We start from the raw sequence: 23744 nt of genomic DNA on the forward strand, positions 1-23744 counted from the left end.
CCAGGTCACCGCGGCCCGCATCAGCAGCGGCGCCATGTCCGATTTCCGCCAGCACCGGGGCCCGCCGTGCCGCACAGTGGAGGCGTGATGGACGAGGAGAGCAGGTACGAGGCGGTGTGCAGCCGGGACGCGCGGTTCGACGGCGAGTTCTTCTTCGCCGTCTCCACCACCGGCATCTACTGCCGGCCGAGCTGCCCCGCGGTCACCCCCAAGCGGCAGAACGTGCGCTTCTACCCGACCGCGGCCGCCGCGCAGGGCTCGGGCTTCCGGGCCTGCCGCCGGTGCCGCCCCGACGCCGTGCCCGGCTCGGCGGAGTGGAACGCCCGCGCCGACGTGGTCGGGCGCGCGATGCGGCTGATCGGCGACGGCGTGGTGGACCGGGAAGGCGTGGCGGGGCTGGCGACACGGCTGGGCTACAGCGCCCGGCAGGTGCAGCGGCAGCTGAACGCGGAGCTGGGTGCCGGGCCGGTGGCCCTGGCCCGCGCGCAGCGGGCGCACACCGCGCGGGTGCTGCTCCAGACGACCGGGCTGCGGGCCGCCGACGTGGCGTTCGCGGCGGGTTTCGCGAGCGTACGGCAGTTCAACGACACCGTCCGGGAGATCTACGCGGCCACGCCGAGCCAGCTGCGGGCCGCCCCACCGGGGGCGGGACGCGCCGCGGAGCGCACCGGGGGCGGCATCGGCGGGGTGCCGCTGCGGCTGGCCTACCGGGGCCGGTACGGGGCCGCGGAGGTCTTCGGCTACCTGGGCCGGCGGGCGGTGCCCGGGGTGGAGGAGGTGACCGGCGAACCCGGGCGGAGGGTGTACCGGCGGACGCTGCGGCTGCCGCACGGCACGGGCATCGCGGAGGTCTTCGAGGGGCCGGAGGACCGCGGCTGGCTGCTGTGTCGGCTGCACCTGAGCGAGCTGCGGGATCTGACGACCGCGACGCAGCGGGTGCGGCGGCTGTTCGACCTGGACGCCGATCCGTACGCGGTGGCGGAGCGGCTGGGGGGCGACCCGGTGCTGGGCCCGCTGGTGGCACGCCGTCCGGGGATGCGGGCACCGGGTGCGGCCGATCCGCGGGAGCTGGCGGTACGGGCGGTGCTGGGCCAGCAGGTCTCGGTGGCCGCGGGGCGGCGGCTGGGTGCCGCCCTGGTGGCGGCGTACGGCGAACCGCTGCCCGGCGCGGAGAGCGAAGCGAGATGGGGGTCCCCCCGGCCGAAGTCCCCCAGCTACCGCTGGGAGGTGCCCCCAGGGGGAGGGCCGGACGGCGGCGCACCGAGCCGGTCGGACGGCGACGGACCGAGCGGGCCGACTCCGCCGGGGAGCGGGCCGACCCGGCTCTTCCCGTCCGTCGAGGTGCTCGCGGAGGCGTCCTTGGAGGACATCGGGATGCCGGGGGCGCGGCGTGCCGCGCTGCGCACCGTCGCCACCGCGCTCGCGGACGGCACGGTGCGTCTGGACGCGGGCGTGGACCGGGACGAGGCGGAGCGGCGGCTGCTGGAGCTGCGCGGCGTCGGCCCGTGGACGGCCGGTTACGTCCGGATGCGGGCGCTGGGTGATCCGGATGTGCTGCTGTCCGGGGATGTGGCGATCCGGAGCGCGATGCGGGAGCCCGGCGCGACCGCGGCGGACGCCGAGGGGTGGCGGCCGTGGCGGTCGTACGCGATGCACCACCTGTGGCACCGGGAACGGTGAGGGCGGGGCGGAAGGCGGGTCCCACGGCCCCCACAGCCGTGGAACCCGCCTGGTCAAAGGCCCTACCCCGTCAGCGGATGTGCATTCCGGAAAGCGAGCGGGAGATCACCAGGCGCTGGATCTCGCTGGTGCCCTCGAAGATCGTGAAGATGGCGGCGTCCCGGTGCATGCGCTCCACCGGGTACTCCCTGGTGAATCCGTTTCCGCCGAGGATCTGCACGGCCTGGGCGGTGACGCTCTTCGCGGTCTCGCCCGCGAAGAGCTTGGACATGGAGCCTTCGGCCGATTCGAAGGGCTTGCCGTTGGCGGCCATCCAGGAGGCCCGCCACACCAGCAGGCGTGCGGCGTCGATGCGGGTTCGCATGTCGGCGAGCTGGAACGCCACGCCCTGGTTGTCGATGATCGGACGGCCGAACTGCTCGCGGGTCTTGGCGTAGTCCAGGGCCACCTCGTAGGCGGCGCGGGCGACACCGACGGCCTGGGCGCCGACCGCCGGACGGGACGCCTCGAAGGTGGCCATCGCGGCGTTCTTCACCCTCCCGCCACCGCTGCGGGCCCGCTCCCGGGCGCGGGCGAGCCGCTCGTCGAGCTTCTCCTTGCCGCCGAGCAGGCAGTGGCCGGGGACGCGGACGTCCTCCAGCACCACCTCGGCGGTGTGCGAGGCGCGAATCCCGTGCTTCTTGAACTTCTGGCCCTGGGAGAGTCCGGGCGTGTTGGGCGGGACGACGAAGGACGCCTGGCCGCGGGCCCCGAGTTCCGGATCGACGGTGGCGACGACGACGTGGACGTGGGCGATTCCGCCGTTGGTCGCCCAGGTCTTGGTGCCGTTCAGCACCCATTCGTCCTTGGCCTGGTCGTAGACGGCCCTGGTGCGCATGGCGGAGACGTCGGAACCGGCGTCCGGCTCGGAGGAGCAGAACGCCGCGACCTTCACGTCGTCGGCGTCCCCGTACATCGGCGGGATCCAGGTGCCGATCTGCTCCTCGGTGCCGTTGGCGAGGACCGCGACGGCGGCCAGGCTGGTGCCGACGATGGACAGGCCGATGCCCGCGTCGCCCCAGAACAGCTCCTCCATCGTCATCGGAATGCCGAGCCCGGTGGGGTCGAAGAACTGCTGGGCGTAGAAGTCGAGAGAGTAGAGGCCGATCTTGGCCGCTTCCTGGATGATGGGCCAGGGCGTCTCCTCGCGCTCGTCCCACTCGGCGGCGGCCGGGCGCATGACGTCCGCGGCGAAGCCGTGAATCCAGTCACGTACGGCCTTCTGGTCGTCGTTGAGCTCGAACGCGAACTCTGCCACGGCCCCTCCCAGACACTTGTTACTAGCGGTAACACGAGTCTGTTACCGGCGAGTATCGAATGTCAACTCCCACCGCCGAGAAGCCTGCGACCTGCGGCGAGTGTTACGTTTCGCAGGCGCGCGGCGCCGTGGACAGGTGCGGCGGCGCGAAACGGGCGGCACAGAAGCACCAGGGGGCGGGGAGGCACTCATGAACACCGGGACCAGCCAGCGCGACGACCAGCGCCAGGCCGCGCGGCAGCGCCGCAGAGAACTGCTGGAGGCGGCGGACCGGGTCGTGCTGCGCGACGGACCGGGCGCCTCGATGAACGCCATCGCCGCCGAGGCGGGCATCACCAAGCCCATCCTCTACCGCCACTTCGGCGACAAGGGCGGGCTGTACCGGGCCCTGGCCGAGCGCCACACTGACGCCCTGCTCGCCTCACTGCGCGCCGCGCTGGACGCCCCGGCCGACCGCCGCGAACGGGTGGAGTCCACCCTGAGCACCTACCTGGCGGCGATCGAGGCACGGCCGCAGGTGTACCGGTTCCTGATGCACCCGGCCGACGCCGAGCAGCAGGTCGAGGCGGAGCAGGGGTTCGACGTCGGCCGGCACTCCGCGCCGCTGCTGCGCCGCATGGGCGAGGAGCTGGCCGAGGTGATCGCCGAGCGCGTCGACCTCGGACCGGGCGGGATGGACCTGGCCCGCGCCTGGGGCCACGGCATCGTCGGCATGATGTACGCGGCCGGCGACTGGTGGCTGCGCGAACGCCCCTGCCCGCGCGAGGACTTGGTACGCCACCTCACGGACCTGCTGTGGGGCCAGCTGGCCGCGGCGGGCGACCGGGCGGACGGGCCGGGCTTCTGACGCGGCCCCGGGCCCGCCCCGGCTACCGGCCACGCCCCCCGGGCCCGAGCTTGGGGCCTCAGTCCTCGGACGCCCCGGACCGGCGGGCCCACGGCGCGCGGCGGGCCGCGCGCAGGGCGCGGCGCTGCCGCAGCCCGGAGAGCCGGTCGACGAACAACCCGCCGCCGAGGTGGTCGCACTCGTGCTGCAGGCAGCGCGCGAAGAACCCGGTGCCCACCACCCGCACCGGCTCCCCGGTGACCGTGACGCCCGTCACGACCGCGCGGTCGAAGCGGGGCGTGGCCGCCTCGATGCCGGGGAGCGACAGGCAGCCCTCTGGCCCGGCGACGGTGACGCCGTCGGCCTCGGCCAGCCGCGGGTTGACGATGTGGCCCAGGTGCCGCCGGTCCTCGTCGTCGGGGCAGTCGTAGACGAAGACCCGCAGGTTCACCCCGATCTGGTTCGCGGCCAGGCCCACGCCCTGCGCCGCGTACATCGTGGCGAACATGTCCTCGACCAGTGTGGCGAGCGTCGCGTCGAAGTCCGTGACGTCCGCACACGGTGCGCGCAGGACCGGATCGCCCAGCAGCCGCATCGGGTGGACGACGCCGGTGCTGCCGGGAATCGTGCCGTTTCGCATGACCGCCAGGGTACGGGCCGCGGGGTGGGGAACCTCCCCCGCCCGCATGTTCACAGGTGGCGGGATTCGGGTCGGCGGCCGGATCTCGATAGGCTGATCCACGACCGATGCCTCCCGACAAGCCAATGGGCACGGAGGGGGCGTATCCACCGGCGGCCCAGGGGGAGGGCGCGGCGCTGGACGCAAGGAGGATCTAGGACGATGGCAGGCAATTCGGCGCCGCTGTCGCCACGGGCCAAGCTGGCCGTGACGGCGGGCAAGGCCGCGGCAGCGGTATCGAAGGCCGCGGGCCGCGGCAGTGGCTCGGTGATCGGCGGCAAGGTGGCCCTCAGGCTCGACCCGGATCTGCTGGGTCGGCTCGCGCACCACCTGGACGTGACCCTGGTCTCGGCGACCAACGGCAAGACCACCACCACCCGGCTGATCGCCGAGGCGCTGCGGGCCGCGGGCCCGGTGGTCTCCAACGCGCTCGGCGCCAACATGCCGGCGGGCATCACCTCCGCGCTCGCCGGGGGCTCCGACGCCCGGTTCGGCGTCATCGAGGTCGACGAGAAGTACCTGGCCGGGGTGGCACGGGACACCGAGCCCAAGTGCATCGCACTGCTGAACCTCTCCCGCGACCAGCTCGACCGGGCCGCGGAGACCCGCATGCTCGCCGAGAAGTGGCGCGAGGGTCTGGCCGGCACCAAGGCCGTCGTGGTGGCCAACGCGGACGACCCGCTGATCGTGTGGGCCGCGTCTTCCTCGACCAACGTGGTCTGGGTCGCGGCCGGCCAGGAGTGGAAGGACGACGCCTGGTCCTGCCCGTCCTGCGGCGGCGTGCTGTCCCGCCCGGGCGACGACTGGGGCTGCCAGGCGTGCGGCTTCCGCCGCCCCCAGGCCAGCTGGGCGCTGAACGGCGACTACGTCCTGGACCCGCAGGGCTCGGCGTGGCCGATCCACCTCCAGCTCCCGGGCCGCGCCAACAAGGCGAACGCCGCCACCTCCGCCGCCGTCGCCGCGGTCTTCGGGGTGCCGCCGCAGGTGGCGCTGGAGCGGATGTACCAGGTGCAGGCGGTGGCCGGCCGGTACGACGTGGTGACCTTCAACAACCGGGAGCTGCGGCTGCTGCTGGCCAAGAACCCGGCCGGCTGGCTGGAGACGTTCTCCCTGATCGACGGGCCGCCCGCGCCCGTGATCCTGTCGGTGAACGCGCGCGGCGCGGACGGTACGGACACCTCCTGGCTGTGGGACGTGGACTACACCCGGCTCGCCGGGCACCCGATCTGCGTCATCGGTGACCGCAAGCTCGACCTCGCGGTCCGGCTGGAGGTCGCCGGGCTCGACTTCCGGGTGTGCGAGAGCGTCGACGAGGCCGTGGCGATGTGCCCGCCCGGCCGGATCGAAACCATCGCCAACTACACGGCGTTCCAGGACCTGCGCCGCCGCGTCGGCAACTGACCCCCGTACGAGGTACGAGCCCGTACGCAGTACGGAGAAGGATTGCGAGCATGAGCCAGAACGGCAGCCTGCGGCTGGTGTGGGTCTACCCCGACCTGCTGAGCACGTACGGAGACCAGGGCAACGCCCTGGTCGTGGAGCGCCGCGCCCGCCAGCGCGGTCTGGACGTCTCCCGCGTCGACGTCCGCTCCGACCAGCAGATCCCCACCTCGGGTGACATCTACCTGATCGGCGGCGGCGAGGACCGGCCGCAGCGGCTGGCGGCCGAGCGGCTGCGGCGCGACGGCGGACTGAACCGCGCGGTGGCCAACGGCGCCATCGTCTTCTCTGTGTGCGCCGGCTACCAGATCCTGGGCCACGAGTTCATCAACGACCTGGGGCAGCGCGAGCCGGGCCTGGGCCTGCTGGACGTGGTCAGCACCCGCGGCGAGGGCGCCCGGTGCGTCGGCGACGTGCTGGCCGACATCGACGAGCGGCTGGGGCTGCCGCCGCTGACCGGTTTCGAGAACCACCAGGGCGTCACCCATCTGGGCCCGACCGCGCGGCCGTTCGCGCGGGTGCGGTTCGGCAACGGCAACGGCACGGGCGACGGCTACGAGGGCGCGTACAACGACACCGTCTTCGGCACGTACATGCACGGCCCCGTGCTGGCCCGCAACCCGCTCATCGCGGACCTGCTGCTGAAGCTGGCGCTGGACGTGAACGCGCTGCCGCCGGTCAACGACCAGTGGTACGACGCGCTGCGCGCGGAGCGGATCGCCGCGGCCACGCAGTCGTCGTCCTGACGGCCCGGCGGCCGAAGGGGAGACGACGGCCCGTCCAGCACGCGGGCACGTCCCCGACCGCTGGACGGGCTGGTTTAGGGTGACCGGGATCCGACCGGACGACGGGGTCCGGGCACGCCTTGTTGAGTTGCAGAGGTACCCGTACACATGCGAATTGGTGTACTCACATCCGGCGGCGACTGCCCCGGTCTGAACGCCGTCATCAGGTCGGTCGTGCACCGCGCCGTGGTCGATCACGGCGACGAGGTCATCGGCTTCCAGGACGGCTGGAAGGGCCTGCTGGAGTGCGACTACCGCAAGCTCGACCTCGACGCGGTGGGCGGCATCCTGGCGCTCGGCGGCACCATCCTGGGCTCCTCGCGGGTCCAGCCCGCGCATCTGCGGGACGGGGTCGAGCGCGCCAGGGGCCATGTCGCCGAGCTCGGCCTCGACGCCATCATCCCGATCGGCGGCGAGGGCACGCTGAAGGCCGCCCGGCTGCTGTCGGACGCCGGGCTGCCGATCGTCGGCGTACCGAAGACCATCGACAACGACATCGCCGCGACCGATGTGACGTTCGGTTTCGACACGGCCGTCGGGGTCGCGACCGAGGCGCTGGACCGGCTCAAGACCACCGCGGAGTCCCATCAGCGAGTGCTGATCGTGGAGGTCATGGGGCGGCACACCGGCTGGATAGCGCTGCACTCGGGCATGGCGGCGGGCGCGCACGCCATCGTGGTGCCCGAGCGGCCCTTCGACATCGACGAGCTGACCGAGGTGGTCGGGCAGCGCTTCGCGGCGGGCAAGAAGTTCGCGATCGTGGTCGCGGCGGAGGGCGCGAAGCCGCGGGCCGGCTCCATGGAGTTCGACACCGGCGGCAAGGACGTCTACGGCCATGAGCGGTTCGCGGGGGTGGCCCGGCAGCTGTCGGTCGAGCTGGAGCGGCGGCTGGGCAAGGAAGCGCGGCCGGTCATCCTGGGCCATGTGCAGCGCGGCGGCACCCCGACGGCGTACGACCGGGTGCTGGCCACCCGGTTCGGCTGGCACGCGGTGGAGGCCGCGCACCAGGGCGCGTTCGGGATGATGACGGCGCTGCGCGGCACGGACATCACGCTGGTGCCGCTGGCCGAGGCGGTCGAGACGCTCAAGACGGTACCCGCCGAGCGGTACACCGAGTCCGAGTGCGTACTGTAGTGCCCCACAGGTGAGAAACGACCGGTTTGCACCGCGACCATCAATTGCGCAACCACGACGGCGAGCAACCAGGTCCGCGAGAGCGGCGCCGGTTTAGGTGCAAAGAGGGAGCGTAAGCGATGGAACACGGCGGGCACAGTGGGCACGGCATGATGATGGATCTGCCGCCGTTCACGCTGTCGCGAGGGCTGGAGTTCAGCGGGGAGCCGTTCTTCCTGATCAGCTGCTCGCTCGGGATCGCGCTGTACGGCTGGGGCGTGCTCCGGCTGCGGCGGCGCGGCGACGCCTGGCCGGTGGCGCGCACGATCGCCTTCGTCACCGGCGTGCTGTCGGTCGCGCTGGTGATGTGCACCAAGCTCAACGACTACGGCATGGTCATGTTCAGCGTGCACATGGTGCAGCACATGGTGATCAGCATGCTGTCCCCGATCCTGCTGCTGCTGGGCGCCCCGGTGACGCTGACGCTGCGCGCGCTGCCGGCGGCGGGGCGGGGCCGCAAGGGGCCGCGGGAGCTGCTGGTCGCGCTGCTGCACAGCCGGTACATGCGGATCGTCACGCACCCGGCGTTCACGATCCCGCTGTTCATCGCGAGCCTGTACGCGCTGTACTTCACCCCGCTGTTCTCCACGCTCATGGGCAGCAAGGCCGGGCACATCGCGATGATGGTGCACTTCCTCGCCGTGGGCCTGGTCTTCTTCTGGCCGATCATGGGCGTGGACCCGGGGCCGCACCGGCCCGGCTATGTGATGCGGATGCTGGAGCTGTTCGCGGGCATGCCGTTCCACGCGTTCTTCGGGATCTCGCTGATGATGGCGTCGGAACCGATGATCGACACGTACAAGAACCCGCCGGCGTCGCTGGGGATCGACGCGCTGTCCGACCAGAACGCGGCGGGCGGTATCGCGTGGGCGTTCAGCGAGATCCCGTCGGTGGTGGTGCTGCTGGCGCTGGTCTACCAGTGGTACCGGTCCGAGCAGCGCCAGGCCCGGCGCAAGGACCGGGTCGCGGACCGCGACGGCGACCGCGAGCTGGAGGCCTACAACGCCTACCTCGCCTCACTGCAGGCACGCAGCCGCTAGCGGCGCGGGGCTCGACGGGGGACGATGGCCTCCTGAACCGTGGTCCGGGCGGGGCGCCGCCTGGCCTCGTCGAGGAGGTTGCGGGGATGCCCGGAATGCCCGGATCCGTGAAAGCGATGGCGGGGTTCACCGTGGGGAGCCTGGTCGCGGTGACCGCGTACACCGTGACCCTGGGCAGCAGCGGCTGGCTCTGGTTCACCTGGGTCGTGCTGGGGCTGCTGACGCTCGGGGTGCTGGCGACCCGGACCTGAGCGCCGTTCGGGCGCGCCTGTTAAGCCGACGGCGTATTAGCGCAGGGCGAACTCCGCGGGCGCGGGGCACGGCGCCCCGTAGCGTCCCGAGCATGACTCAGCAGAGCGCATTCGTGATCGGGGCGACGGGGCAGGTCGGACGGGCGACCGTGCGTGCCCTGGCGGCGGACGGATACCAGGTGCGGGCGGCGTCGCGCGGCGGTGGCCGCGACGAGAGCTGGCCCGCGGAGGTACGGGCGGTGCGGCTGGACCGCGCGGACGACGCGGCCCTGGCGGGCGCCCTCGGGGAGGGCTGCGACGTCCTGGTGGACTGCGTCGCGTACGGGCGCGACGAGGCGCGGCAGCTGCTCGGACTGGCGGACCGGATCGGGTCGGCCGTCGTGATCTCCAGCGTCGCGGTGTACGAGGACGGGCAGGGCCGCAGCCTCGACACCCAGAACGAACCGGACGGGTCCCCCGCGTACCCGGTGCCGATCCCCGAGTCGCAGCCGACGGTCGAGCCGGGTGAGGGGACCTACGCCACCCGCAAGGCGGCACTGGAGCGGGAGCTGCTGGCGGACGGCCGGTTGCCGGCGACGCTGCTGCGCGCGGGGGCGATCCACGGCCCGCACAGCAGGACGCCGCGCGAGCTGTACTTCGTCAAGCGGGTCGTGGACGGCCGCCGGGCGCGGATCCTTGCCCACGGCGGCGAGAGCAGGTTCCATCCGGTGCATGTCGCCAACATCGCGGAGCTGGTGCGGCTGGCGGCACGGCGGCCGGGTTCGCGAGTACTGAACGCGGCCGATCCGCAGGCGCCCACGGTGGCGGAGATCTCGGCGGCGGTGGACGCGGCCCTGGGCGCCCCGGAGAGCGAGCTGGTGCTGATGGACGGCGCGCCGGAGACGGGCCCGGTGGGGCAGACGCCGTGGAGCGCCGCGCGGCCGGTGGTGTGCGACATGTCGGCGGCGCAGCGCGAGCTCGGCTACCGGCCGGTTACCGACTACGCCGCGTCCCTGCCGGAGACCGCCGAGGGGCTCGCCCGGCGACTGGCCGAGGAGCCGGACTGGCGCGCGGCGTTCCCCGAGATGGCGAAGGCGTACGACCCGCACCTGGATCTCTTCGACTACGCGGCGGAGGACGCCTGGCTGGCCGGGCAGGGATATTCCGTCGCGCGGTGATCATCGCGCACGTAGCCTCGGGGCCGTGAAAGAGGGACATTCCCTGACGAGGGACGATACGGGGGTACGGGGATGAGCGCGCGGCTGCGGCAGATCGCGAAGGAGACCGAGGGGATCGTGGCGGCCGGGCGCTACCCCGCGCCGGGCGGCGGCGAGGTCGTGATCGCCGAGGCCGTCGCCGAGGCGAGGGCGGGGACCCGGGGGTACGGTCCGGGTCCGGTGGCGTACGAGCCGGGCGCCCCGGCCCGTACCACCGCCTTCGAGGTGACGGCGGAGAGCAGTCTGGCGGCCGCGCGCAGGCTGGTACCCGAGGGAGATCCCGTCGGTGTGCTCAACTTCGCGTCGGCCCGCAATCCCGGCGGCGGGTTCCTCAACGGCGCGCAGGCGCAGGAAGAGGCCCTGTGCCGGTCCTCGGCGCTGTACGCGTGTCTGCGTCAGGTGCCGGAGTTCTACGCCGCGCACCGCGCGGACCCCAGCCCGTTCTACAGCGACAGAGTGATCCACTCCCCCGCCGTGCCGGTCTTCCGGGACGACCGGGGCGAGTTGCTGGCCGCTCCGTACACGGTGGGCTTCCTCACCTCGCCCGCGCCGAACGCGGGGGTCATCGCCCGGCGCGACCCGGCGGCGGTCGCGCGGATCCCGGCGGCGCTGGCGTCCCGCGCCGGGCGGGTGCTGGAGGTCGCGGCCGCGCACGGCTACCGGGCCCTGGTGCTGGGGGCGTGGGGGTGCGGGGTGCGGGGTGTTCCAGAACGACCCGGCGCAGGTGGCGGCGGCGTTCGCGGGCGAGCTGACAGGGGCGGGGCGGTTCGCGGGGCGCTTCGAGCGGGTGGTGTTCGCGGTGCTGGACCGCCGTACGGACTCACCGACGAGGGCCGCCTTCGCGGACGCGTTCGGCTGACACGTTCGGCTGGCGACGTGCCGCGCCCCGCTCCGGGGTACGAAGCGGGGCGCGGCGCGGTGCGGTGAGCGGTGGTTACTTCTTGGCCTCGGGCTTGGGCGTGGCGTGCGGGCCGCACGTCACGTCCTTGGCGTCCACCTTGCCCTTGAGCAGGTAGGCGTCCACCCGCTCATTGATGCACGGGTTGATCTCGGTGGTGACGCCGTGCGAGCCCGCGTCCTTCTCGGTGATCAGGCGCGAGCCCTTGAGGCGCTTGTGCAGCTCGACGGCGCCTTCGTACGGGGTGGCGGCGTCACGCTCGGCCTGCACGATGAGCACCGGCGGCAGGCCCTTGTCGGCACCGACGTCCAGCGGGGTCTGCTGCGGGGCTCCCCAGGTGGCGCAGGGCAGGTTCATCCAGGCGTTGGACCAGGTCAGGAACGGATAGTCCTTGTGGAGCCGGGTGTTGTCCCGGTTCCAGCGGCTCCAGCTGGTCGGCCACTTGGCGTCGGCGCACTCCACCGCGGTGTAGACGGCGTTGCCGTTCTCCGAGGCGATGTTGCCCTTCGTGTCGGACATGTCCGGTGCGGCGGCCTCGATCAGCGGCTTCTCGTCACCGGCGAGGTAGGCGCTCCACGCCTGGGCCACCTCGGTCCACGCCGAGTCGTAGTACGGGGCGTTCTGGAAGAAGGCGAGCAGCTCGGCCGGCCCCACCTTGCCGCCGATCGGCTTCTTCTTGGCGGCGGCGCGCAGCGTCTCCCACTGCTTCTGGACCTTCTCGGGCGTGTCGCCGATGTGGTAGGCGGCGTCGTACTTGGCCACCCACTTCTTCCAGTCGTTCCAGCGCATCTCGAAGGCCACGTCCTGGTCCAGGTTGGCCTGGTACCAGATCTTCTCCTGCGCGGGGTTGACGACGCTGTCCACGATCATCCGGCGCACGTGGGTCGGGAAGAGCGTGGCGTAGACGCCGCCGAGGTAGGTGCCGTAGGACACGCCGATGAAGTTGAGCTTCTTCTCACCGAGCGCGGCACGGATGACGTCGATGTCGCGGGCGGTGTTCGGCGTGGTCATGTGCGGCAGCATCCAGCCGCTGCGCTTCTTGCAGCCTGCCGCGTAGTCCTTGGCGAGCTTGCGCTGAACGCGCTTGTCGGCCTCGCTGTCCGGCACCGGGTCGAGCTTCGGGCCCTTGACGAACTCCTGCGGGTCCACGCAGGAGATCGGGGTCGAATGGCCCACGCCGCGCGGGTCGAAGCCGACGAAGTCGTACGCCTTCGCGGTCTTGGCCCACAGCGGGTTCTTGGTGGTGACGCGCTTGGGGAAGCGCATGCCCGAACCGCCCGGTCCGCCCGGGTTGTACAGGACCGAGCCCTGGCGCTCCTCGGCCGTGCCGGTGTTGCCGATCCGGTCGACGGCGATCTTGATCTTGCGGCCGTTGGGCTTGGCGTAGTCCAGCGGGACGCTGACGAAGCCGCACTGGATCGGCTTCTCCAGTCCCCAGTCCGCCGGGCAGTCCCGCCAGTCGATGCCCGCCTTGGCGGCACGGGCCGCGGCGAGCTTCACGCCGCGGGCCTCGGCGTCGCCGCCGGGCGCGCGCTGGCCGGCGCTGGCCGCGGGCGCGGCCAGCGCCCCGGCTATGAGTACGCCGGTCACGACGCCACCGGTGGCGCCGAAGATAGCTGTACGTCTCACGTAGGTAACTCCCCCTGCTGGGTGCGCCGCTCGCGGCGGCGGTGGTCAAGAGGATCCTCGCTTCTCATTTGCCGATCAGTACAGGTCAAAGCCGTGTTTTTTTACCAAGCCGTGAGCTCGGCAGCGTCGTCGAGCAAGCGGCGCAGCCGGAGCGCGTCGCCCGCGACGGCCGTGACGAGCAGCGCCGGTCCGGCCAGCGGGGTCAGCACCGCGGTCTCGCCGAGCAGCACGGGGCGCGGCGTGCGGCCCGCCAACGCCGGGTCGACGACGAGCAGTTGGCCGACGGCCCGGTGGCCCCCGAGCACGGCCGCGCTGTCCCAGCCGGGCGCGCCGGGCCCGTAGGCCAACTCCTGGTCCAGCAGCGGGCGTCCGGCACGGTGGACGGTCAGCCGGGTGGTGAGCCTGCCGGGTGGCTCGCCGGCGCGGCCCAGGACCTGTTCCTCGCGCAGCACCAGACGTGCGGTCGGGGTGAGCGTGACCCGGGTGGTCATCGTCAGGTCGCTGCCGCGGGCGGAGATCAGCGGTTCGGGCAGCCAGCGCAGCCGGGCGCCGTCACCGACGCTCAGCAGCGTGTCGTACGTGGCGGGCGCGCCGTCGCGGCCGGGGAGCGCGATGGTGGCCGCCGTGCTGGTCACCCGCAGTGCGGCGGCGTCCTCTACGGCCGCGGTCAGCCGCAGGCGGTCGCCGCCAAGGGGCGCGCTCATGGCGCCGACGAGGGCGACGTGCGCCTCGGTCGCGCCCGGTGCCTGGTGGGCGTGGTGCGCCTCGTCCACCTGGTGTGTCTCGTGCGCCTGGTACGCCACTGTGCCGCGCCCACCGACGCGCCGGAGCGCGAAGGGGCCCGCCCCCTCCAGGACGGGCAGCGCGGTACCGCCGCGCCCGTCGGGAGCGGCGACGAGGCGGGCGATGGCGGTGAGGCCGCCGCCCCGCGAGCCCGGCTCGGCGGCGGCGTGCGCGGTGACGGTCATGGCGTGCCCGCCGCCCACCGTGCGAGCCGCTCGCGCACCCAGTCCGCGACCGGCTTCACCCCGTCCTCGGCGACCAGCGAGGTGAAGGCGACGGGGAGATCGCCGCGCTGCGCCGCGGCGTCCCGGGCCATGCGGTCCAGGTCGGAGCCGACGTAGGGGGCGAGGTCGGTCTTGTTGACCACGAGCAGGTCCGCGGTGGTGACGCCCGGCCCGCCCTTGCGCGGGATGTCGTCGCCGCCAGCGACGTCGATGACGAAGACCTGCGCGTCGACCAGCCCCTTGGAGAAGGTGGCGGTGAGGTTGTCGCCGCCGGACTCGACCAGCACCAGGTCGAGCGGCCCGACGGTGTCCTCCAGGTCCTCCACCGCCTCGAGGTTGGCGGATATGTCGTCGCGGATGGCGGTGTGCGGGCAGGCGCCGGTCTCGACGGCGGTGATGCGCTCGGGCGGCAGCACGGCGTTGCGCAGCAGGAACTCGGCGTCCTCGCGGGTGTAGATGTCGTTCGTGACCACCGCGATGCGCAGCTCGTCGCGGAGCGCGCGGCACAGCGCGGCGACGGTGGCGGTCTTGCCGGAGCCGACGGGGCCGCCGAGTCCGATGCGCAGGGCGCGCCGGGTGCCGTCGGGGCGCTGCGGGTCGGCGGCGCTGTAGGTGTGGCGGTGCGGGAAGGTCTCCGCGTGGTCCAGGTGCATGGCGGCGGCTCCGGCTCTGGTGAGGGGTGGTCTCGCGGGTGGGTCGGGGTACGGGCGTCGGGAGTGCTGGTGGTGTCGGCAGTGCTTGTGGTCGGGAGCGCTTACGTTCGGGGTCAGGTCGGGGTCAGGTCGGGGTCAGGAAGCGAAGAGGCGTACGGGCCAGGTGGCGTGCGCTTCGGCGGCGATGTCGAGCAGCGGGGCGGAGGCGGCGGGCAGCGCGTCGACGCCCTCGTGGCGGGCCCGGTGGGCGGCGTCGGCGGCGCGCCGGGCGACCTGGTCCAGGTCAGGCGCCAGGCGGGCCAGGACGGCGGTGGCGTCGAACGGGTCGAGGCTCAGCAGCCGTACGACGGCGGTCGCGGGGCCGCTGACCGCCTCGTACGCGGCGGCGTGGGCGGCGTCCAGGGGCCCCAGTCCGGCGGCGCGCGCGGCGAGGCCGAGGACGATCGGCTGGTGGGCGCCGCGGGGGCGGGCGGCGGCGAGGGCGGCGAGTTCGGGGGACGGCCAGGCGGCGCGTACCGCGCGCGTCATCTGGCGGCCGAGGCGGCGGGCGGTGGCGCGGAGCGCGGGCACCGGGGTGCGGGCGTCGGCCGCCTCGTCCAGCAGCAGCGGGTCGACCCCGGCGGCGGCAGCGGCGGCGAGCCCGGCCGCGGTGAGCCCGGCGGTGTGCAGCCGCCCGCGGCAGAACGCCTCCAGGGACGCGGCGTCGTGGATCCGGCCCGCCTTGACCGCGGCCTCCGCGCCACCGGAGTGCGCGTGCCCACCGGCCGGGAAGCGGCCGTCGGCGAGCACGAGCAGCGCGGCACGGGCCGCCGACGCGCCGGGCGCGTCGGCGGGGCTGGATGCGCTGGAGGTGTGGGCCGGTCCGAGTGTGTGGGCGGCGGGCACGTCGGCGGTGGGCTCGCCACCGTAGCCGGCCGCGGCGCCGCAGGCGGGCGCTTCGCGGTGTCCGGGAGTGCCGACGCTGCCGGGCTGGTCTGCGGCCCCGCTGGCCGCGCCGGGCCCTGGCCCCGAACGCGCCCCCGCTACGGCGGCAGGGGCATCGGCTGCCCGCGCCGGGGCGTGGCCGCCCCCGGGCGCGTCGGCGCCGTGCGGCATCTCGCGCGGCGCGGCGCCAGCGGAACCGGGCGCATCCGCGGACGGCTGGGATGCGGCCACGTGCACCTGGCGGTCGGCGGGCCCGGCGACCGCGCCGGGCTCGGGCTCGGGGCGCGTCCCGGGTGCGGCGGCGGGGGCATCGGGCGTGCGGACCGACGCGACCGTGCCGGGCACGTCGGCGGACGGGTGGGGTGCGCCGCCGGGCGCGTGGTCACCGGGGCACGGACGGGCGCCGGCCGGCGCCCCCTGGCGTGCGGCGGCGTGCCGTGCCTCGGTCCCGGAGGCGGCGGGCAGCGCCGCACCGGCGTACGGTGCGGGCGTCCTGCCGCCCGCCGCCCCGCCTGGCCGTGGCCCGGCCGCGGCGGGCGGTCGCTCGGCCCCGCCCGGCGGTGGCTGCGCAGGACCGCGCTGGCCCGCCGAGGCGGGTGAGCCGTTCGTCTCCGTACCCCTTTCCATGGTCAGAACAGGAAGTAGCGCTGGGCCATGGGCAGTTCGGCCGCCGGTTCCGGTTCGACGGCCTCGCCGTCGATGGTGACCGTGAACGTGTCGGGGTCGACCTCGACCCGCGGCCGGGCGTCGTTGCCGCGCATGTCGGCCTTGGTGAGGCCGCGGGTGCCGCGGATCGCGGCGAACCGCTTGCCGAGGCCGAGCCGTTCGGCCAGGCCGTCCTCCAGGGCGGTGGCGGTGACGAAGTTGACCGAGTTGGCGGCCGGGGAGCGGCCGATGGCGCCGAACATGGGGCGTGGCAGCACCGGCTGCGGGGTGGGGATGGAGGCGTTCGCGTCGCCCATCTGCGCATACGCGATCTGGCCGCCCTTGATGACGAGCTGCGGTTTGACGCCGAAGAACGCCGGGTCCCACAGCACCAGGTCGGCGAGCTTGCCCGGCTCCACGGAGCCGATCTCGCCGTCGAGCCCTTGGGCGATGGCCGGGTTGATGGTGTATTTGGCGACGTAGCGCCGCGCCCGGTGGTTGTCGGCGCGGCCGTCTCCGGGCAGTGCGCCGCGCCGCCGCTTCATGACGTGCGCGGTCTGCCAGGTGCGCAGGACGACCTCGCCGACGCGCCCCATGGCCTGCGAGTCGGAGGAGATGATCGAGATCGCGCCGAGGTCGTGCAGGATGTCCTCGGCGGCGATGGTGCTGGGCCGGATGCGGGACTCGGCGAAGGCGAGGTCCTCGGGGACGGCGGGGTTGAGGTGGTGGCAGACCATCAACATGTCGAGGTGCTCCTCGACGGTGTTGACGGTGTGCGGCCGGGTGGGGTTGGTGGAGCTCGGCAGCACGTTGGGCTGGGAGACCACGGTGATGATGTCGGGTGCGTGGCCGCCGCCCGCGCCCTCGGTGTGGTACGCGTGGATGGTGCGCCCGGCGATGGCGGCCAGCGTGTCGCCGACGAATCCGGCCTCGTTGAGCGTGTCGGTGTGGATGGCCAGTTGGGCGCCGCTCTCCTCGCACACCCCCAGGCACGCGTCGATGGCGGCGGGGGTGGCCCCCCAGTCCTCATGGATCTTGAAGCCGAGTGCGCCGCCCCGCAGTTGGGACCACATGGCCTCGTAGCTGACGGTGTTGCCCTTGCCGAGCAGCCCGATGTTGATCGGGTACGCCTCCAGGGCCTCGAACATCCGGGCCAGATGCCAGGGGCCGGGCGTGATGGTGGTCGCCTTGGTGCCCTCGGCGGGGCCGGTGCCGCCGCCGACGAGGGTGGTGATCCCCGCGGAGAGGGCCTCGTCGGCGATGGTCGGGGAGATGAAGTGGACGTGGGCGTCGATGGCCCCGGCTGTGAGGATCTTGCCGTTGCCCGCGATGACCTCGGTCTCGGGCCCGATGACGAGGTCGGGGTGGACGCCGTCCATGGTGTCGGGGTTGCCGGCCTTGCCGATGCCGGTGATCCGGCCGTCGCGCAGCCCCACGTCGGCCTTGACCACGCCCCAGTGGTCGAGGACGACGGCGCCGGTGATCACGGTGTCGGGGGTGCCCTCGGCGCGGGTGGCGCGGGACTGGCCCATGGATTCGCGGATCACCTTGCCGCCGCCGAAGACGGCCTCGTCCCCGGCCCGGCCGGGCCCGCCGCTGCGGTCCTCCTCGATCTCGATCAGCAGGTCGGTGTCGGCCAGCCGGATCCGGTCGCCGGCGGTGGGGCCGAAGAGGGCGGCGTAGGCGGGGCGGCTCAGTGCGGTCATGTCGTCGGTCGTCTCAGTCATCGAGGGGGCCTCCGGTCTCGGCGCGCAGGCCGGGGACGACGCGGGCGCCGGCGAGCGGCACGAGCGCGACTTCGACGGGGATGCCGGGCTCGAAGCGGACGGCGGTGCCCGCGGCAATGTGCAGCCGCTTGCCGCGGGCGGCGGCGCGGTCGAAGTCGAGCCCGGGGTTGGCCTCGGCGAAGTGGTAGTGCGAGCCGACCTGGACAGGCCGGTCGGCGATGTTGAGCACGGTGAGGCGGGTGACGGGCCGGCCCTCGTTGAGGCGTACGGGCGCCTGGTCGTGCAGGATCTCTCCGGGTATCACGGACGCGCCTCCTCAGGCGATGGGCTCGTGGACGGTGACGAGCTTGGTGCCGTCGGGGAAGGTCGCCTCGACCTGGACGTCGTGGATCATCTCCGGGATGCCGTCCATGACCTCGTCGCGGGTGACGACCTTGCGGCCGGAGGACATGAGCTCGGCGACGGTGCGGCCGTCGCGGGCGCCTTCGAGGATGTGGGCGGTGATGAGCGCGATGGCCTCGGGGTGGTTCAGGCGCACACCGCGGGCCCGGCGCTTCTCGGCTACGTCGGCCGCGACATGGATGAGCAGCCGTTCCTGCTCGTGCGGGGTCAGTTGCACGCTTCCACCTCATCCTCGTCGTCTGCCGTCGCCGGACCCTAGTCGACGTCCGCACGCATGTGACCTGCGGTTCTCCGCTGGGCCGCAAGGTATTGCAGATTAGAGCCGAAGCTTTTCCAACGCGTTAACTGGCGCTTTGCCCGCCCATGACGCCGCCGTCCTCCCGGGCCGGGCCCGGCCGAAAGCCCAGTACCGAAGGCCCGGTATCGGACGCCCGGTACCGGATGCCGGAACACCTCGTCCGGTATTCGCTCTTGACGATCAGCCGACAAACCGCCGATCCTCTTGACCGCGTGCATACATCGCTCCGCACCAACCCCCCACATCAGTTACGGAGCCAAAATGTCCCGAATAGCACCATGGCGTCGTGCCGCGCTCGCGGCCGGCACCTGCACCGCCGTCGCCTCGCTGCTGATCAGCGGCGCCACCGGCGCGGGAGCGGCCAACAGCGCCGCCGCCCCCGACATCGACATCGCAGCGGTCAAGGCCGATCTGGCCGAGCTCCAGTCCATCGCGGACGCCAACGGCGGCAACCGCGCCCACGGCCAGGCCGGCTACAAGGCGTCTGTGGACCACCTGAAGAAGAAGCTCGACGCCGCCGGATTCACCACGAAGATCCAGGAGTTCACCCACGGCGGAGCCACCGGCTACAACCTGGTCGCCGACTGGCCGGGCGGCGACGCGGAGAACGTCGTCATGGCCGGCGCGCACCTGGACTCGGTGGACGAGGGTCCCGGCATCAACGACAACGGCTCCGGCTCGGCCGCCGTCCTGGAGGTCGCACTCGCGGTCGCCAAGGCCGACCTCAAGCCGGAGAAGCACCTGCGGTTCGCCTGGTGGGGCGCCGAGGAGTACGGCATGGTCGGCTCGACGCACTACGTCAACGAGCTCGGCTCCGGCGAACTGGGCAAGCTCGACGCGTACCTGAATTTCGACATGCTCGGCTCCCCCAACCCGGGCTACTTCGTCTACGACGACGACCCGGCGCTGGAGAAGGTCTTCACCGACTACTACGCCACCAAGAACATCGCCACCGAGCCGGAGACGGAGGGCGACGGCCGCTCGGACCACGCCCCGTTCAAGGAGGCGGGCGTGCCGGTCGGCGGCCTGTTCACCGGCGCCGAGGCCACCAAGAGCCAGGCGCAGGCGGACAAGTGGGGCGGCAAGGCGGGCGAGTCCTTCGACCCCTGCTACCACTCGTCCTGCGACTCCCCGAAGAACATCGACGACAAGGCGCTGGACACCAACACCGACGCCATCGCCCACGCCATCTGGCAGCTCAGCAGCTGACGGTTAAGCCTGCCGACTGAGTGCCTGACCGACTCAGCACGTGACGCGGGCCCTGCCCGCCGTCACCTCTCGCAGCCCGGTCGCCGATCCCCGGCGGCCGGGCTGCGGTGCTCCGCCGCGATACCGAAGCGCCGCCGTTCGCCGGGAGCGGACGCCGTGGGGCGCACGCTCGAGACCGTACTGATCACCTGCTCCTCTGCCTCGGCCTGCTCCTCTTCGAGTCGTTGCAGGTCAGCCGCGGACACCAGGGCCACGAGGGGCTTCCCGTGGCGCGTCACGACCACCCGTTCACCGCCGTAGACGACGCGGTTGATCAGCTCCGCGAGCTCTGCCCGGGCTTGCGTCACCGGAATCTCATAGGCCATGCTCCCCATCATAACGAGATGTACGTCCTGTACATTTTTCACAGATGGCGATGTGAGGTGCTGTGATGGCCCGACCGACTGCGACCGCGCGCTACGTCCTGCCCGAGTTCACCGAGCGGACCAGCACGGGGATCCGCACGATGGACCCGTACTCCAAGCTGCTGTCCGAGCGCATCGTGTTCCTGGGCACGCCCATCGACGACACCTCGGCCAACGACGTGATCGCCCAGTTCATGCACCTGGAACACGCCGCGCCGGAGCAGGACATCTCGCTGTACGTCAACTCCCCCGGCGGCTCGTTCGCCGCGATGACCGCGATCTACGACACGATGCGCTTCGTGTCGTGCGACGTCGAGACGATCTGCCTGGGTCAGGCCGCCTCCGCCGCCGCGGTCCTGCTCGCCGCCGGGACGCCCGGAAAGCGGCTCGCCCTGCCGCACGCGCGGGTGCTGATCCACCAGCCGTCGGCCGCCGAACCCATGGAGGGCCAGATCAGCGATCTGCACATCCAGGCGGAGGAAATGCTGCGCACCCGGGCCCTGCTGGAGGAGATGCTGACGGCGCACACCGGGCAGCCCGCCGAGCAGGTGCGCGCCGACATCGAGCGCGACAAGATCTTCGACGCGCGGGCCGCGGTGGCATACGGCCTCGTGGACGGCGTCACCCGCAGCCGCAAGGGCCCGCTGGCGCCGCTCGGGGCGCGGTGAGCCGCGGTGGTACCCGAACTGCCTCCCCTGCCCGCGCTGACACGCGCCGAAGGAGAACTGGTGGACCGCTACCTGGAGGTGGTCGACCTGCTGGGACGGATCAATCCGGCGCGCGGCCGCGACACCTACAGCGGGCTGCGCGCCGCGCAGGCACTGGCGGTCAAAGCCACCGCACTGCGGGACGCGCTGGCGCTGATGCACGAGCGCGGCGAGAGCGAGCTGCACGCGGCGACGCTGGGGCGCGCGCTGCGGGTGCTGGACGGGGAGCGGCGCGCAGGCCGGGTGGCCGTACCTCCCTCATAGCCCTCGGGCGCTGGCGCACCCCGGCACGCCGGGGGTCCTCCGTACGGGCTCGCCCCAACAGCCCAGCGCGGCAACGATCCGGCGCGAGCCCCGACTTGCGCCGCACAGGCGATGGCGGCGGGCTGGGTGCCGCGTCGCCGCTGGTACGGGTCCCGCGCCGGCTCCGGCGCACCCACCCCTGCCGCGATAACGCCCCTAACGATGCAAGCGTGACGAACATCACATACCGCCGTTTCTACCCAAAATTACCAATTTCGTGCGTGACGATCCGTGGGACGACAAGCCCTCGCCGCAGCGGCGAGGCGGTCCGGGCGGACGCCGAGTCCCGCCGCCGCACGGGCGTCTGGTCGACATGAGGACCGGCGGGAGTGGAGGACCCAGGCACGCCGGGCAGGCTCGGGATCACGGGCCGCCCTTGGGGTGAAGCCGCCGCGGCGGCCGGGCATCTTCGCCTGCCCGAACCCGACAGGACTCCCTTCACAGGCGGCTGACGAAGGGGTGCGCATGACTGCGCGCACATCAGTTCCCATCGGGCTCGTGCGGGCCGGCACCGTCTCGGCCCTCGCCGCCGCCACGCTCGGCGGCACCCTGCTGGTGCCCGGGTTCGCACCGGAGGCCGAGGCGGCCGCGGTCTCGGTGCGCGCCCTGAAGGTGGCGGCCTCCAAGAAGGGCGCGCCCTACCAGTGGGGCGCCGTGGGCCCGCGCCGCTTCGACTGTTCCGGCCTGACGCTGTACTCGTTCAAACGGGCAGGAAAGCAACTGCCCCGCACGGCGGCCCAGCAGTACAACCACACCCGGCACGTCAAGGCGTCCGCCCGTCGGCGCGGCGACCTGGTCTTCTTCCACGCCGGCAGCCACGTCTACCACGTGGGTATCTACGCGGGCCACGGCCGGATCTGGCACTCGCCCAAGACGGGCGCGGTGGTGCGGCTGGAACGGATCTGGACCCAGAGCGTGAGTTACGGACGCGTCCACTGAACGGCCGGACGGCGGCTGGTACTTGGGCGCACCGCCGGATGCCGGCCGGCGCTCGTGGGCACTCGGTGATGTCAGTGCCCGGCGGTAGCGTTCGGCCATGACCTATCTGAACCCTGTCCGGCACATCTCCTTCGACGCGCACGACCCGTACGAACAGGCCCGGTTCTGGGCCGCCCTGACGGGCTACACCATCACCCCGGAGGACGCGCCGGGTGACGACGAGGTACTGATCGAGGCGGGCCGGCCGGGGGTTCCGGGGCTGCTCTTCCTGCGCGTGCCGGACTCCAAGTCCGTCAAGAACCGCGTGCATCTGGACATACAGCCGCCCACGGGCACCCGCGACGCCGAGGTGGAGCGGCTGCTCGGGCTGGGCGCGCGGGTCGTCGACGACCGGCGGACCGGCGACGGGCTGGGATGGGTGGTGATGGCCGATCCGGAAGGCAACGAGTTCTGTGTGGAGCGCAGCGCGGTGGAGCGCGGCCTGACCGGGTCGTAGGCTGGATCACGTGCCCCGCGCCGCCCGTCATGAGACACCTCTGGAGCGCGCCGACCGGAACTTCGCGGAGCTGCTCCAGGAGCTCCGGGTCACCCAGACCGGTGTGCAGATCCTCTTCGCGTTCCTGCTGACGCTCGCCTTCCTGCCGCGCTTCCCCCGGCTGGACGAGTGGCAGCGCGGGACGTACGTGACGGCCCTGCTGCTGTCGATGCTGGCCGCCGCGCTGTTCACCGCACCGGCCGCGCTGCACCGCGCGTTGTTCCGCAAACACGTCAAGCGCCGCATCGTGGACGTCTCGTCCCGGCTGGCGAGCGCTGGGCTGGTGGTGCTGGCACTGGCGTTCACCGCGTCGGTGCTGCTGGTCGTCGACGTGGTGCTGGGGCGCGGGGCCGGAATCGCGGCGGCGGCGGGGACGTTCGCGGTGTGCGCCGGGCTGTGGGGCGTGCTGCCCCGTTGGATGGCCCACAGTCTGCCGAAGGCCGGGTCGGGGACGGGCGCGCGGGAACGGCGGGGGGTCCGCTGACCGATCAGGCCGCCGGCGCCGTCCAGGGCAGTGCGATCCACACGGTCTTGCCGCCCTCGGGGGTCGGGGTGACGAAGAACCTGCCTCCCGATTCCGCGGTGAGACTGCGGATGATCACCAGGCCGCGGCCGTTGTCCTGCTGGACGGCGGCGGGCAATCGTTTCGGCCACCGAGGGTGGCTGTCGGTGACCCCGATGCGCAGGTGCCGGTCGCGGTCCAGCCGCACGTCGACGGTGAAGGTGGGCGACTGGCCGAAAGTGTGCTGGACGGCATTGGTCGCCAACTCGGAGACGATCAGCCGTACGGTGTCGGTGGCCTCGGCGGCCGCCGGAAGCCCCCAGTCGGCGAGCACGCCCGTCACATAGCTGCGGGCCTCGGCGACGGAGGCGGGAGCGCTCGGCAGAGTGACGGACGCTTCCTGATGGTCTGCCATGGTGGCCCTGTTCCCTTTCCACCGACCGGGCGCCGACGTGTGGCGCGGCTTGCGGAGAAGTCGCCGACGGACCCGGACGGCTCTTCGCGTCAGAGTGCCACCGATGCTGCCCGGGTCCCCGGCGATCCTCCAAGATATGCATATACCTGTCGCCCGATGCGGTGAACTCTGCTATGGAAG

25 protein-coding genes and 1 pseudogene are annotated in these 23744 nt (G+C 72.8%); 15 read left to right on the forward strand and 11 right to left on the reverse strand.

Going from position 1 to position 23744, the window contains the following annotated elements:
• Positions 1-87: 87 nt before the first annotated feature.
• Positions 88-1680 carry a DNA-3-methyladenine glycosylase 2 family protein gene (locus tag ACQUSR_RS01325; protein ID WP_431040660.1) on the forward strand — a complete coding sequence of 531 codons (1593 nt, stop codon included), beginning with the start codon at positions 88-90 and terminating at the stop codon, positions 1678-1680.
• Between the two features lie 70 nt (positions 1681-1750).
• Here ACQUSR_RS01325 and ACQUSR_RS01330 read toward each other — a convergent pair whose 3' ends face one another.
• On the reverse strand, positions 1751-2977 hold the full coding sequence (locus tag ACQUSR_RS01330; RefSeq protein ID WP_431040661.1) for an acyl-CoA dehydrogenase family protein: 1227 nt from the start codon (positions 2975-2977) through the stop codon (positions 1751-1753).
• A 190-nt stretch (positions 2978-3167) separates the two neighbouring features.
• Here ACQUSR_RS01330 and ACQUSR_RS01335 point away from each other — a divergent pair, with 190 nt between their 5' ends.
• Complete coding sequence (locus tag ACQUSR_RS01335; RefSeq protein WP_431040663.1) at positions 3168-3824, forward strand: TetR family transcriptional regulator; 657 nt, start codon at positions 3168-3170, stop codon at positions 3822-3824.
• 58 nt (positions 3825-3882) lie between these two features.
• Here the strand turns inward: ACQUSR_RS01335 and def are convergent, their stop codons facing one another.
• Positions 3883-4443, reverse strand: a complete 561-nt coding sequence (gene def, locus ACQUSR_RS01340) for a peptide deformylase (protein ID WP_431040664.1) — start codon at positions 4441-4443, stop codon at positions 3883-3885.
• Positions 4444-4644: 201 nt separating this feature from the next.
• On the opposite strand from def, the gene ACQUSR_RS01345 reads away from it, so the two are divergent.
• The 7 genes and pseudogenes from ACQUSR_RS01345 to ACQUSR_RS01375 all read left to right on the forward strand — a co-directional run bounded on the left by ACQUSR_RS01345 (position 4645) and on the right by ACQUSR_RS01375 (position 11226).
• Entirely contained in the window at positions 4645-5883 is a 1239-nt protein-coding gene (locus tag ACQUSR_RS01345; RefSeq protein WP_431040665.1) for a MurT ligase domain-containing protein, read from the forward strand.
• Between the two features lie 50 nt (positions 5884-5933).
• The gene (locus tag ACQUSR_RS01350; protein ID WP_431040666.1) at positions 5934-6668 is read left to right on the forward strand and encodes a type 1 glutamine amidotransferase; all 735 of its coding nucleotides are present in this window, start codon (positions 5934-5936) and stop codon (positions 6666-6668) included.
• Between the two features lie 147 nt (positions 6669-6815).
• Positions 6816-7841, forward strand: a complete 1026-nt coding sequence (locus tag ACQUSR_RS01355) for a 6-phosphofructokinase (protein ID WP_431040667.1) — start codon at positions 6816-6818, stop codon at positions 7839-7841.
• 119 nt (positions 7842-7960) lie between these two features.
• Positions 7961-8920, forward strand: coding sequence for a cytochrome c oxidase assembly protein (locus tag ACQUSR_RS01360; protein ID WP_431040668.1), 960 nt, complete (start codon positions 7961-7963; stop codon positions 8918-8920).
• 95 nt (positions 8921-9015) lie between these two features.
• Positions 9016-9171, forward strand: coding sequence for a hypothetical protein (locus ACQUSR_RS01365; RefSeq protein WP_431040669.1), 156 nt, complete (start codon positions 9016-9018; stop codon positions 9169-9171).
• Between the two features lie 92 nt (positions 9172-9263).
• Positions 9264-10328, forward strand: a complete 1065-nt coding sequence (locus ACQUSR_RS01370; RefSeq protein WP_431040670.1) for an NAD-dependent epimerase/dehydratase family protein — start codon at positions 9264-9266, stop codon at positions 10326-10328.
• Positions 10329-10400: 72 nt separating this feature from the next.
• Positions 10401-11226: pseudogene (locus ACQUSR_RS01375) on the forward strand (TIGR02452 family protein).
• 75 nt (positions 11227-11301) lie between these two features.
• Here the strand turns inward: ACQUSR_RS01375 and ACQUSR_RS01380 are convergent.
• From ACQUSR_RS01380 to ACQUSR_RS01410, 7 genes are all read right to left on the reverse strand, one after another.
• Entirely contained in the window at positions 11302-12894 is a 1593-nt protein-coding gene (locus ACQUSR_RS01380) for an alpha/beta hydrolase (RefSeq protein WP_431040671.1), read from the reverse strand.
• 101 nt (positions 12895-12995) lie between these two features.
• Complete coding sequence (locus ACQUSR_RS01385) at positions 12996-13862, reverse strand: urease accessory protein UreD (RefSeq protein ID WP_431040672.1); 867 nt, start codon at positions 13860-13862, stop codon at positions 12996-12998.
• Positions 13859-14554 carry an urease accessory protein UreG gene (gene ureG / locus ACQUSR_RS01390; protein ID WP_431040673.1) on the reverse strand — a complete coding sequence of 232 codons (696 nt, stop codon included), beginning with the start codon at positions 14552-14554 and terminating at the stop codon, positions 13859-13861. Before ureG ends, ACQUSR_RS01385 begins: the two co-directional genes overlap by 4 nt.
• A gap of 135 nt (positions 14555-14689) precedes the next feature.
• Positions 14690-15349 carry an urease accessory protein UreF gene (locus ACQUSR_RS01395; protein WP_431047313.1) on the reverse strand — a complete coding sequence of 220 codons (660 nt, stop codon included), beginning with the start codon at positions 15347-15349 and terminating at the stop codon, positions 14690-14692.
• A gap of 758 nt (positions 15350-16107) precedes the next feature.
• Positions 16108-17829: an urease subunit alpha gene (locus ACQUSR_RS01400; protein ID WP_431047315.1), complete on the reverse strand. Its 1722-nt coding sequence runs from the start codon at positions 17827-17829 to the stop codon at positions 16108-16110.
• 13 nt (positions 17830-17842) lie between these two features.
• Complete coding sequence (locus ACQUSR_RS01405) at positions 17843-18154, reverse strand: urease subunit beta (protein WP_431040674.1); 312 nt, start codon at positions 18152-18154, stop codon at positions 17843-17845.
• 12 nt (positions 18155-18166) lie between these two features.
• Complete coding sequence (locus ACQUSR_RS01410) at positions 18167-18469, reverse strand: urease subunit gamma (RefSeq protein WP_431040675.1); 303 nt, start codon at positions 18467-18469, stop codon at positions 18167-18169.
• 342 nt (positions 18470-18811) lie between these two features.
• Between ACQUSR_RS01410 and ACQUSR_RS01415 the strand changes: the two genes are divergently transcribed.
• The gene (locus ACQUSR_RS01415) at positions 18812-19759 is read left to right on the forward strand and encodes a M28 family metallopeptidase (RefSeq protein ID WP_431040676.1); all 948 of its coding nucleotides are present in this window, start codon (positions 18812-18814) and stop codon (positions 19757-19759) included.
• A gap of 62 nt (positions 19760-19821) precedes the next feature.
• Here ACQUSR_RS01415 and ACQUSR_RS01420 read toward each other — a convergent pair whose 3' ends face one another.
• The gene (locus ACQUSR_RS01420) at positions 19822-20124 is read right to left on the reverse strand and encodes a type II toxin-antitoxin system Phd/YefM family antitoxin (protein WP_431040677.1); all 303 of its coding nucleotides are present in this window, start codon (positions 20122-20124) and stop codon (positions 19822-19824) included.
• Positions 20125-20189: 65 nt separating this feature from the next.
• Between ACQUSR_RS01420 and ACQUSR_RS01425 the strand changes: the two genes are divergently transcribed.
• From ACQUSR_RS01425 to ACQUSR_RS01445, 5 genes are all read left to right on the forward strand, one after another.
• Entirely contained in the window at positions 20190-20831 is a 642-nt protein-coding gene (locus ACQUSR_RS01425; protein WP_431040678.1) for an ATP-dependent Clp protease proteolytic subunit, read from the forward strand.
• A 6-nt stretch (positions 20832-20837) separates the two neighbouring features.
• On the forward strand, positions 20838-21134 hold the full coding sequence (locus tag ACQUSR_RS01430) for a hypothetical protein (RefSeq protein WP_431040679.1): 297 nt from the start codon (positions 20838-20840) through the stop codon (positions 21132-21134).
• 504 nt (positions 21135-21638) lie between these two features.
• Positions 21639-22112: a C40 family peptidase gene (locus ACQUSR_RS01435; RefSeq protein ID WP_431040680.1), complete on the forward strand. Its 474-nt coding sequence runs from the start codon at positions 21639-21641 to the stop codon at positions 22110-22112.
• A 97-nt stretch (positions 22113-22209) separates the two neighbouring features.
• The gene (locus tag ACQUSR_RS01440; protein WP_431040681.1) at positions 22210-22608 is read left to right on the forward strand and encodes a VOC family protein; all 399 of its coding nucleotides are present in this window, start codon (positions 22210-22212) and stop codon (positions 22606-22608) included.
• 1 nt (position 22609) lies between these two features.
• Entirely contained in the window at positions 22610-23131 is a 522-nt protein-coding gene (locus ACQUSR_RS01445) for a DUF6328 family protein (RefSeq protein ID WP_431047317.1), read from the forward strand.
• Between the two features lie 4 nt (positions 23132-23135).
• On the opposite strand, the gene ACQUSR_RS01450 is transcribed toward ACQUSR_RS01445, so the two are convergent.
• Positions 23136-23564, reverse strand: coding sequence for an ATP-binding protein (locus tag ACQUSR_RS01450; RefSeq protein ID WP_431040682.1), 429 nt, complete (start codon positions 23562-23564; stop codon positions 23136-23138).
• Positions 23565-23744 lie beyond the last annotated feature (180 nt).

This window comes from Streptomyces sp. P1-3 (assembly GCF_050613155.1).
Lineage (GTDB): Bacteria > Actinomycetota > Actinomycetes > Streptomycetales > Streptomycetaceae > Streptomyces.